The organism is Streptomyces sp. URMC 126 (genome assembly GCF_051386555.1).
Classification (GTDB): Bacteria; Actinomycetota; Actinomycetes; order Streptomycetales; family Streptomycetaceae; genus Streptomyces.
In genome coordinates this window covers 1-9,635 of sequence record NZ_JBPQTX010000271.1, presented here as the reverse complement: position 1 = coordinate 9,635, position 9,635 = coordinate 1, and the positions used below count along the sequence as shown (strand labels likewise).

Annotated in this window: 10 protein-coding genes; 7 read left to right on the top strand and 3 right to left on the bottom strand. The window is 75.2% G+C overall.

Going from position 1 to position 9,635, the window contains the following annotated elements; genetic code table 11:
- Window positions 1–31 precede the first annotated feature (31 nt).
- From ACSNOK_RS25935 to ACSNOK_RS25920, 4 genes are read left to right on the top strand one after another with little or no spacing between them, the layout of a single operon-like run.
- Complete coding sequence (locus tag ACSNOK_RS25935) at window positions 32–1,144, top strand: aliphatic sulfonate ABC transporter substrate-binding protein (protein ID WP_436783189.1); 1,113 nt, start codon at window positions 32–34, stop codon at window positions 1,142–1,144.
- Between the two features lie 47 nt (window positions 1,145–1,191).
- Window positions 1,192–2,022, top strand: coding sequence for an ABC transporter ATP-binding protein (locus ACSNOK_RS25930; RefSeq protein ID WP_436783188.1), 831 nt, complete (start codon window positions 1,192–1,194; stop codon window positions 2,020–2,022).
- Window positions 2,009–2,884, top strand: a complete 876-nt coding sequence (locus ACSNOK_RS25925) for an ABC transporter permease (protein WP_436783187.1) — start codon at window positions 2,009–2,011, stop codon at window positions 2,882–2,884. The genes ACSNOK_RS25930 and ACSNOK_RS25925 overlap by 14 nt, the downstream gene beginning before the upstream one ends.
- Complete coding sequence (locus ACSNOK_RS25920) at window positions 2,881–3,645, top strand: sirohydrochlorin chelatase (protein WP_436783186.1); 765 nt, start codon at window positions 2,881–2,883, stop codon at window positions 3,643–3,645. Before ACSNOK_RS25925 ends, ACSNOK_RS25920 begins: the two co-directional genes overlap by 4 nt.
- 67 nt (window positions 3,646–3,712) lie before the next feature.
- On the opposite strand, the gene ACSNOK_RS25915 is transcribed toward ACSNOK_RS25920, so the two are convergent.
- Entirely contained in the window at window positions 3,713–4,210 is a 498-nt protein-coding gene (locus tag ACSNOK_RS25915) for a MarR family winged helix-turn-helix transcriptional regulator (RefSeq protein ID WP_436783185.1), read from the bottom strand.
- A 95-nt stretch (window positions 4,211–4,305) separates the two neighbouring features.
- Between ACSNOK_RS25915 and ACSNOK_RS25910 the strand changes: the two genes are divergently transcribed.
- Window positions 4,306–5,145, top strand: coding sequence for an NAD(P)H-binding protein (locus tag ACSNOK_RS25910; protein WP_436783184.1), 840 nt, complete (start codon window positions 4,306–4,308; stop codon window positions 5,143–5,145).
- Window positions 5,146–5,234: 89 nt separating this feature from the next.
- Here the strand turns inward: ACSNOK_RS25910 and ACSNOK_RS25905 are convergent, their stop codons facing one another.
- A complete protein-coding gene (locus tag ACSNOK_RS25905) occupies window positions 5,235–5,876 on the bottom strand; it encodes a LysE family translocator (RefSeq protein ID WP_436783183.1) in 642 nt (213 codons plus the stop codon).
- A 514-nt stretch (window positions 5,877–6,390) separates the two neighbouring features.
- Here ACSNOK_RS25905 and ACSNOK_RS25900 point away from each other — a divergent pair.
- Window positions 6,391–7,212, top strand: coding sequence for a phosphotransferase enzyme family protein (locus ACSNOK_RS25900; RefSeq protein WP_436783191.1), 822 nt, complete (start codon window positions 6,391–6,393; stop codon window positions 7,210–7,212).
- A 570-nt stretch (window positions 7,213–7,782) separates the two neighbouring features.
- On the opposite strand, the gene ACSNOK_RS25895 is transcribed toward ACSNOK_RS25900, so the two are convergent.
- The gene (locus ACSNOK_RS25895) at window positions 7,783–9,030 is read right to left on the bottom strand and encodes an MFS transporter (RefSeq protein ID WP_436783190.1); all 1,248 of its coding nucleotides are present in this window, start codon (window positions 9,028–9,030) and stop codon (window positions 7,783–7,785) included.
- Window positions 9,031–9,144: 114 nt separating this feature from the next.
- Here ACSNOK_RS25895 and ACSNOK_RS25890 point away from each other — a divergent pair, with 114 nt between their 5' ends.
- Window positions 9,145–9,597 carry a winged helix-turn-helix transcriptional regulator gene (locus ACSNOK_RS25890; protein ID WP_436783182.1) on the top strand — a complete coding sequence of 151 codons (453 nt, stop codon included), beginning with the start codon at window positions 9,145–9,147 and terminating at the stop codon, window positions 9,595–9,597.
- Window positions 9,598–9,635: the final 38 nt, after the last annotated feature.

Genomic DNA, 9,635 nt, shown 5'->3' with positions numbered 1-9,635 from the left:
TATAAGAGACAGGCCGAGAGGAACCCCCCGCATGCCCGCCTCCGCCCGCCGCCGACCACGCGCGGCCGCCGTTCCCCTCCTGGCCCTGGCTCTCTCCCTGGCCCTGGCGTCCTGCGGCTACGGCTCCGCGAAGGACGAGACGCGCCCCGCCGGGCAGGCCGCCGAGGGCGCGCCGAAGCTCTCGGCCGACTCCGTCACCATCGGCTACTTCCCCAACATCACGCACGCCACCCCGCTCGTCGGCGAGCAGGAGGGCATCCTGCGGAAGGAACTGGGCGGCACCAAGCTGAAGTCGACCACGTTCAACGCGGGCCCGTCCGAGATCGAGGCGCTCAACGCCGGCTCGATCGACATCGGCTGGATCGGCCCCTCGCCGGCGATCAACGGCTACGTCAAGTCCAAGGGCGAGAACCTGCGGATCGTCTCCGGTTCCGCCTCCGGCGGCGTCAAGCTCGTCGTCGACCCGAAGAAGATCCGCTCCCTCGACGACGTCAAGGGCAAGCGGATCGCCACCCCGCAGAAGGGCAACACCCAGGACGTCGCCTTCCTCCACTGGATCGCGGGCCGGGGCTGGAAGGTGGACCCGAAGAGCGGCAAGGGCGACGTGTCGGTGGTGCGGACGGATAACAAGATCACCCCGGACGCGTTCAAGTCCGGTTCGGTGGACGGCGCGTGGGTGCCGGAGCCGACGGCGTCGAAGCTGGTGGCCGAGGGCGGCAAGGTGCTGCTGGACGAGGCGTCGCTGTGGCCGGGCGGGAAGTTCGTCATCACCAACGTCATCGTGTCGCGGACGTTCCTCGAACGGCACCCGGACGTCGTCGAAGCCGTGCTGCGCGGCTCGGTCCGCACCAACGCCTGGATCGCGGCGAACCCCGCGAAGGCGAAGGCGTCCGCGAACGCGGCGCTGAGGAAGCTGTCCGGCAAGGCGCTGCCCGCCGACGTGCTCGACCCGGCGTGGGCGTCCATCCGCACCACCGACGACCCGCTGGCGGCCACCCTGCGGGCCGAGGCCGACCACGCGGTCGCCGCCGGCCTGCTGGACAAGCCGGACCTGTCCGGCATCTACGACCTGGCTCCGCTCAACAAGGTCCTCAAGGCCGAGGGCAGGCCGCCCGTCGACGCGGCGGGGCTCGGCCGGCAGTAGGCGTACGACACGTCCCCGCACCACCGACCGCACACCAGGAGGTCCGGATGGCCCCGACCACGACCACCACGACCACCACCACGACCACCGGCAGCACCGGCACCCCCCTCGCACCGGCCGGCGACGCGCCGCCGCCCGCCGTCCGGATCGACCGCGTCCACAAGAACTTCGGCCGCTCCGGCGACGGCCGTCCGGTCCTGGAGGACATCACGCTCGACGTCCGCCCCGGCGAGTTCGTCTGCCTGCTGGGGGCCAGCGGCTGCGGGAAGTCCACGCTGCTGAACCTGGTCGCCGGGCTCGACCGGCCGTCGGCGGGCACCATCGACGTGCCGGGCGGCCGGCCGGCGCTGATGTTCCAGGAGCACGCCCTCTTCCCCTGGCTGACGGCGGGCCGCAACGTCGAGCTCGCCCTCCGGCTGCGCGGCGTGCCGCGGGCGGACCGGCGGGCGGAGGCCGAGCGGCTGCTCGACCTCGTCCGCCTCGGCGGCGCGTACCGCAAGCGGGTGCACGAGCTGTCCGGCGGTATGCGGCAGCGCGTCGCCCTCGCCCGGGCCCTCGCCCAGGACAGCCGGCTGCTGCTGATGGACGAGCCGTTCGCCGCGCTCGACGCCATCACCCGGGACGTGCTGCACCACGAGCTGACCCGGATCTGGTCGGAGACCGCGCTGTCGGTGCTGTTCGTCACGCACAACGTGCGCGAGGCGGTACGGCTGGGGCAGCGGGTCGTCCTGCTGTCCTCGCGGCCGGGCCGGGTGGCGCGGGAGTGGACGGTCGGCATCCCGCAGCCACGCCGCATCGAGGACGCGGCGGTCGCCGACCTGTCCGTGGAGATCACCGAGGAACTGCGTGGGGAGATCCGCCGCCATGGCAAGCACTGAGACCGCCTCCTCCGACCTCGCCGGGCTGGAGGCCGGGCTCGACGCCCTGGACGCCGTCCCGGTCGAACGCCCGCCGCTGCGGCGGGTGCTGCTGCACAAGGTGCTGCCGCCGGCCACGGCCGTCGTCCTGGTCCTCGCTGTGTGGAAGCTGCTGGTCGTCGCCGGGGTCACGGAGGACTACAAGCTGCCGGACCCGTCCGCCGTCTGGCACAGCCTGCGCGAACTGTGGCTGCAGGGAACGCTGTTCGACATCATCTGGACCAGCGTCTCGCGCGGCCTGCTCGGCTTCCTCGCCGCGCTCACCCTCGGCACGCCGCTGGGCCTGCTGGTGGCCCGAGTGCCGTTCGTCCGGGCGGCCATCGGGCCCATCCTCTCCGGCCTTCAGTCGCTGCCCTCGGTGGCGTGGGTCCCGGCGGCGGTCATCTGGCTGGGGATCACGGACGCGGCGATGTACGCGGTGATCCTGCTGGGCGCCGTCCCGTCCATCGCCAACGGGCTGGTGTCCGGCATCGACCAAGTGCCGCCGCTGTACCTACGGGCCGGCCGCACCCTGGGCGCGACGGGGGCCCGGGGCGCACGGCACGTCCTGCTGCCCGCGGCACTGCCGGGCTACATCGCCGGCCTCAAACAGGGCTGGGCGTTCTCCTGGCGCTCCCTGATGGCGGCGGAACTCATCGCCTCCTCCCCCGACCTGGGGCTGGGCCTGGGCCAGTACCTGGAGAACGCCCGCACCGACTCCGACATGCCGGGGGTGCTGCTCGGCATCCTGCTGATCCTTTTCGTCGGCATCGCCATCGACCTGGCGGTCTTCAGCCCCCTGGAACGCCGGGTGCTGCGCACGCGCGGGCTGGCGGCGAAGTGACCGGCTCCCTCCCGGCGCTGCTCCTCGTCGCCCACGGCAGCCGCGACCCGCGCCACGCGGCGACCGTCGCCGCCCTGCGCGGCCGGGTCGCGGCCCGCCTCCCGGGCGTACGGGTCGCGGCCGGCTTCCTCGACCTCCGCACCCCGGACGTCCCGACGGCCCTCGCCCGCCTGGCGGAGACCGGGGTACGAGCGGCGGTGGCCGTACCGCTGCTGCTGACGCACGCCTTCCACGCGGCGACGGACGTCCCGGCCGTACTGCGGGACGCGACGCCGCCGCAGATGACCGTCCGTCAGGCGCCGGTGCTGGGCCCGTCGCCGTTGCTTCTCACCGCTCTGGAGCGGCGCCTGCGCGAGGCGGGCGTCCCCGCGCACGCCCGCCGCACCACGGGCGTCGTCCTGGCCGCCGCGGGCTCCTCCGACCCGGCGGCCACCGCGGTGATCGAGAACCTGGCCCGGACCTGGCAGTCCACCGGCTGGCGCTCCGTCCGCCCCGCCTTCGCCTCGGCCGGCGGCCCCCGCACCGAGGACGCCGTCCGCACCCTCCGCGCCGAGGGCTGCGCCCACGTCGCCGTCGCCCGCTACGTCCTGGCCCCCGGCCGCCTCCCGGACCGCATCGCCACGGGCGCCGCCGCGGCGGGCGCCGACGCGGTGGCGGAGCCGCTGGGGGCGGCACGGGAGGTGGCGACACTGCTGGTGCGGCGGTACGAGGAGGGAGCGTGTACGGACATCAGGACGGCGGGGGAGCGCGCGGCGGCCTAGGCCGGGGCCACCGGCGGTCGCCCCGACCCCACCGGACGGAGCCCGCCTCCGCCCGGCCGGGCACGGCTCACCTCCGTCCCGCCGCCTCCGCTCGGAGTCGTTCCGCCTGGGCGCGGCCCACTTCCGACGCGCGGCGGAGGTAGTCGCCGATGACGGCGAGCTGTTCGTCGGTGTAGCCGGCCAGCACCTCGCCGAAGGCCCGGCTCGGTTCGTCCCACGCCGCGCGGACGGTGGCGAGGGATCCGGGGGCGAGGGAGACGAGGGCGCGGCGGCGGTCGGCGGGGTCGGTGCGGCGTTCGGCGAGGCCGGCCTTGATGAGGCGGTCGACGAGGCGGGTGGCGGAACCCGGGGTGAGGCCGGTGAGGCGGGCGATCTCACCGGTGCTCAGCGGGCGGTCCTGCTCGTCGAGGACGCCGACGCACTGGAGGTCGGTGGGGTGCAGGCCCAGGTGGTCGGCCAGCGCCTGGTTGAACAGGGTCCACACCGCGTAGTGGCCGCGGCTCTCGGCCTCGATCCGCGCGAGCAGTTCGGCGCGCCCCGGCACACGGTCTCCGTCGTCCGCCATGAAATCCCCTTGCGTCGGTCGATCTTTGCGCGACACACTCTTTGCGCGGCGCATGCTTTGCGTCGTCTCATGATGCTACGGAAGGCTCTCCCCTGATGACCACTCTCATCACCGGCGGCCGCGGCCGCGTGGCCCGCGCCCTCGTCGACCTCCTCCTCGCCGACGGCCGCCCGGTCCGCGTCGCCTCGAACGCGCCCGAGCGGCTGGACCTGCCGGACGGGACACCCACCGTGCGGTGCCCGCTCGGGGAGCCGGAGACGTTCCCCGCCGCCCTCGACGGTGTGACGTCGGTGTTCCTCTACGCGCAGGCGTCGCACGCCGACGCCTTCCTCGCGGAGGCGGCGCGGGCCGGGGTGGAGCACATCGTCCTGCTGTCGTCGACCGCCGCGCTGGTGCCGGAGGACGTCCGGAACCCGATCGCCGACACCCACCGGGACGCCGAGCGGGCGCTGGCGGCGTCCTCCATCCCCTCCACCGCGCTGCGGCCGGGCGGCTTCGCCACCAACGCGCTCGGGTGGGCCCAGGCCATCCGCTCCGAGGGCGTCGTCCGCCTCCCCTATCCCGAGGCGCACTCCGCCTCCATCCATGAGCGGGACATCGCCGAGGCCGCCCACGCGGTGCTCGTGTCCGAGGCCCATCGCGGTACCGGGCACACGCTCACCGGGCCGGAGTCGCTCACCTTCCGGGAGCACGTGGAGCACATCGGGCGCGCCGTGGGCCGGTCCCTGACCGTCGAGGCCGTCAGCCCGGAGGAGTGGAAGCAGGCGGTCTCCGCCTTCGTACCGGAGGCGTACGCGGACACGCTGCTCGACGCGTGGCGGGCCGCGGACGGCGTTCCGGACCGGGTCGCGCCCGGCGTGGAACTGCTGACCGGGCGGCCGGCCCGTACCTTCGCGACCTGGGCCGAGGAGCACGCGGCGGACTTCACCGCCTGAGCGGCCGCCCTCGGCACCCGGTGCGAACGTCCGCCGCCGTCGGGGTTCGGCGGGACCCCGGGTGCCCGGGCACCCCGCCGGAAGGACCGTCAGACGGACTCGGCCGCCGTCCCGAGCCCCAGGGCCAGCAGGACGCCGCCCGTGGCGCGTTCCAGGTTGCGGTGGACGCGGGGGCAGCGGAGCCAGGTCATGAAGCGGGTGGCGCCGAGGGTCACGAGCAGCAGCCAGGCGGCGGCGATGACCGCGTCGATCACGCCGAAGAGGAGGGTCGTGGCGAGCGGGGACGCGCCGTCCGGCAGGAACTGCGGCGCCACGGCGACGAAGAAGACGCCGACCTTGGGGTTGAGCAGACAGCTCAGCACGCCCTGCCGGAAGGCCGCGCCGGCGCCGAGCGCGCCGTCCTCGGGCACCAGGGCGGGCGGCGGCTCCTGGGAGAGGGCCACGGCGCGGCGCTGGGCCCAGAGCGCCTGGGCGCCCAGGAAGACGAGGTAGGCGGCACCGGCGAGCTTGACGAAGGTGAACGCCGCGTCCCAGCGCTGGAGTGTCGCCGCCAGTCCGAAGGCGGCGGCCACGCCCCAGCCGAGGGACCCCACCGCCGCCCCGAGGCCGGTGGCGGCACCGGCCCGGCGCCCGCCACGCAGGCAGTTGCGCAGCACGAGCACGAGGTCGGGTCCGGGAGAGACCGTCACCAGGAGGGAGAAGAGGGCGAAACCGAGTATCGCGGTCGTCATGCGGTGCTCCAGTCACACGTGGGTGATCGGAGCCTAATGCGGCCCGGAAGAGCGGTGCCGCCGGAGTCGCCGGGCGTTCCGCCGCCGTTCGCCGTCGCACGGGTGTCCCGGCGGGGGGAAGGGTGGCCGCCGTGCCCCGTGGGGGTGAGGCACGGCGGCCGAGGGGACCGTACCAGGCGGTCGGTCCCCCGTGCGTGCCGTCGTCCGGCGGCCGGACGGGCGGGAGGTGCCGGTACCGGCCCGCCACCGGTCGCCACCCGCGCTTTCCCGCTCGGCGATCCGTCCGTGGGGACGAATGTTCGACGGCTGGCGGTCGCGGTGGACGGTTGCCGGTGTCGGGCCGGGCGGCGGCAGACGGCAGAATGCCGGGGACACCCCTCACCGGAGTGCCGGGCGCGACCGCTCGCTTCCGGTCCCGGAGGGCGGAACGAGAGCGAGGATACGGACGGTGGCCGACGTGTCGGAGGCGGCATTCACGGAGCGGCGGGCGCGCGCCCTCCTGGCGGAGGCCGGGATGACAGAGCCGGCGGCACGCGAGGCGACGCTGCTCGCGCTGGGCGAGAACGCGGTGTTCGCGGCCGGCGGCCTGGTGGCGAAGGTCGGGCGGCACGCCTCGCTCGCCGACCGCGCGCGCCGCGAACTGCGCGTGGCCGCCTGGCTGGCGGAGAGCGGCGTTCCGGCCGTGCGGCCGGCCGAGGCGGACGTGGTGACGGCGGACGGGCATCCGGTGACCTTCTGGCACCGGCTCCCCGACGCCGTCCGCCCGGCGACCCCCGAGGACCTGGCCGGACTGCTCCGGCTCGTCCACGCCCTGCCCGCCCCGGACTTCGGCCTCCCGGAGCGGGACCTGCTCGGCGGGGTGGAACGCTGGCTGCGACTGGCCGGGGACGCCATCGACCCGGCCGACGCGGCGTACCTGCGGGAGCGGCGCGACGGCTTCGCGGCGGCGGCCGCCGCGCTCGTCCCGCACCTCCCGCCGGGCCCGGTCCACGGCGACGCGCTCACCCGCAACGTCCACGTCGGGCCGGACGGGCCCGTCTTGGTCGACCTGGAGACCTTCGCCGCCGACCTGCGCGAACACGACCTGGTCGTCATGGCACTCAGCCGCGACCGCTACGGTCTCGACCCGGCGGCCTACGACGCCTTCGTCCGCGCCTACGGCTGGGACGTCCGCGAGTGGGACGGCTGCGCGGTCCTGCGCGGCGCGCGCGAGACGGCGAGCTGCGCCTGGGTCGCCCAGCACGCCCCGGGGAACCCGGCGGCACTGGCCGAGTTCCGTCGGAGGGCGGCGTCCCTGCGGGACGGCGATCCGACGGTGCGGTGGCGGCCGTTCTGACCCCGCGGAACGCCGGCGGCGGAAGCCGGGGGACGCGGGAACGGCCTCCGTCGGCGGCGGTCTCCGGCCCTCCTTCACCACGAGGGCCGGCGCGGCGGAGCGTCCGCCGCGGTGAGCCGGTGGCGGCACCCCCGGCCTGGCCCGCCTCACCGATGCCCCTACGAAGGCCGTCAACTTCCTGCCGCACGCCGCCGGCGGCGGAAGCCGGGAGGCGCGCGAACCGCCTCCGTCGGCGGCGGTCTCCCGGCCCTCCTTCACCACGAGGGCCGGTGCGGCGGAGCGTCCGCCGCGGTGAACCGGCGGCGGCACCGCCGTCGCTGTCGGCAGCCCCCGGCCCGGCCCGCCTCACCGAAGCCCCGACGGAGGCCGTCAACTCCCGCTGCCGCACGCTGCCGGCGGCGGAAGCCGGGACGCGCGGGAACCGCCCCCGTCGGCGGCAGTCCCCCTGCCCTCCTCCAGCGCAAGGGCCCGTGCGGCGGAGCGTCCGCCGCGGTGAACCGGTAACGGCACCCCCGTCGCTGTCGGCAGCCCCCGGCCCGGCCCGCCTCACCGAAGCCCCGACGGAGGACGTCAACTCCCGCTGCCGCACGCCGCCTTGACGACCTCACCCGGGCCGTCACGCCGCGTGCACGCCCACAGCACGAGCGCGAGGCAGCTGAAGGCCGCGCCCAGCGCGCACACCGCTCCCCAGCCGGCCGTCGCGTAGAGGGAGGTCGCGGCGACGGCGCCGGTGGCGCTGCCGATCGAGTAGAAGACCATGTAGCCGCCGATCAGCCGGCTGCCCGCGTCCGGGCGCAGCGCGTGGATCAGGGTCTGGTTGGTGACGTGGACCGCCTGCACGGCGAGGTCGAGGAGGATCACGCCGAGGAACAGGGCCCACAGCGAGTGGCGGGTGAACGCCAGGGGCACCCATGAGACGGTGAGGAGCGCCAGGGCGATGCCGGTGGTCCGCCGGGAGTGCCCGCGGTCGTTCAGGCGGCCCGCGGCGGTCGCGGCGAGGGCGCCGGCGACGCCGATCAGCCCCAGCGCGCCGATCGCGCTGTGGGACAGGGAGTACGGAGCCTCGCTGAGCGGCAGCGCGACGCTGCTCCACAGGGTGCTGAAGGCGGCGAACACCAGCAGCCCGAACAGGGCTCGCTGTCGCGGCAGCCGTTCCCGCGCGAACAGGGTGACCGTGGAGCGCAGGAGCCGTCCGTAGCCCAGGGGGGCCGGCGGGGCGGCGCGGTGGCGCGGCAGTATGCGGTGCAGGACCAGGGCGAGCACGGTGGTGAGCGCCGCCGAGGCGAAGTAGACGGAGCGCCAGCCCGCGAGGTCGGCCAGGAGGCCGGACGCGGTGCGGGCGAGCAGGATGCCGGCGACCACGCCGCTGGTGACCAGGCCGACGACCCGTCCGCGCTCGGCGGGAGGCGCCAGGGACGCGGCGAAGGCGACCAGCGTCTGCGTGACGACCGCGAATATCCCGACCGCCGCCATGCCGACGAGCAGCACCGCCGCCGTGCGGGCGGTGGCCACCACCAGGAGCGCCGCGACCAGGAGGAGCAACTGGCCCACGATGAGCCGTCGGCGGTCGGCGATGTCGCCCAGCGGCACGAGGAAGAAGAGCCCGGCCCCGTACCCGACCTGGGTGAGGGTGACGACGACGCCGACGAGCCCGGGGCTCATGGCGAGGTCCCGGCCGATCGTCACCAGGAGCGGCTGGGCGAAGTAGACGTTGGCGACCGCCGCCCCGCAGGCGACGGCGAACAGGACGACGACGCGCCGGGACAGGGCGAGGGCCGGGCCCTCCTCCCGTCCCCGCGCCGCCGTCCGCCGCGTCATGGCACCGGCGTCACCGGGCATGGACACCCCCCACTGTGGTTTCAACTTGCTACCGAGGGGCCGACAGTAAACCGCTTGGTAGCATGTTGCAACCATCAGGAGAGTGAGGACGCCATGGTGAGCAGGAAACGCTTCGACGACAGCGACTGCCCCGTCGCCCGGTCGGTGGACGCGATCGGCGACTGGTGGTCCCTGCTGATCGTGCGGGACGCCTTCGACGGGAGCCGGCGGTTCGGGGAGTTCCAGCGCAGCCTCGGCGTGGCCAAGAACATCCTCACCGCGCGCCTGCGCACCCTGGTGGCCGGCGGCGTCCTCGCGTCCGTCCCCGCCTCGGACGGCAGCGCCTACCGCGAGTACGTCCTGACCCCGAAGGGCGAGGCGCTGTTCCCCGTCATCGTGGCCCTGCGGCAGTGGGGCGAACAGCACTTCTTCGCACCCGGCGAACCCCACTCACGGCTGGTCGACCGCCGCCGGGGCCGCCCGCTCCGCGCGCTGGAGGTGCTGTCCGCCGACGGACGGCCCCTGAAACCGGACGACACCGCCGTCCACAAGGTCGCCGACGCGTGACCCCGCCCCCGCCGGCCACAGGTCACCAACACGCGACC

Coding starts and splice junctions, on each gene's coding strand:
- ACSNOK_RS25905 (WP_436783183.1), bottom strand. CDS start 5,876: ATGACGACCGCGATACTCGGTTTCGCCCTCTTCTCCCTCCTGGTGACG.
- ACSNOK_RS25935 (WP_436783189.1), top strand. CDS start 32: ATGCCCGCCTCCGCCCGCCGCCGACCACGCGCGGCCGCCGTTCCCCTC.
- ACSNOK_RS25925 (WP_436783187.1), top strand. CDS start 2,009: ATGGCAAGCACTGAGACCGCCTCCTCCGACCTCGCCGGGCTGGAGGCC.
- ACSNOK_RS25895 (WP_436783190.1), bottom strand. CDS start 9,030: ATGACGCGGCGGACGGCGGCGCGGGGACGGGAGGAGGGCCCGGCCCTC.
- ACSNOK_RS25910 (WP_436783184.1), top strand. CDS start 4,306: ATGACCACTCTCATCACCGGCGGCCGCGGCCGCGTGGCCCGCGCCCTC.
- ACSNOK_RS25915 (WP_436783185.1), bottom strand. CDS start 4,210: ATGGCGGACGACGGAGACCGTGTGCCGGGGCGCGCCGAACTGCTCGCG.
- ACSNOK_RS25900 (WP_436783191.1), top strand. CDS start 6,391: ATGACAGAGCCGGCGGCACGCGAGGCGACGCTGCTCGCGCTGGGCGAG.
- ACSNOK_RS25930 (WP_436783188.1), top strand. CDS start 1,192: ATGGCCCCGACCACGACCACCACGACCACCACCACGACCACCGGCAGC.
- ACSNOK_RS25890 (WP_436783182.1), top strand. CDS start 9,145: ATGGTGAGCAGGAAACGCTTCGACGACAGCGACTGCCCCGTCGCCCGG.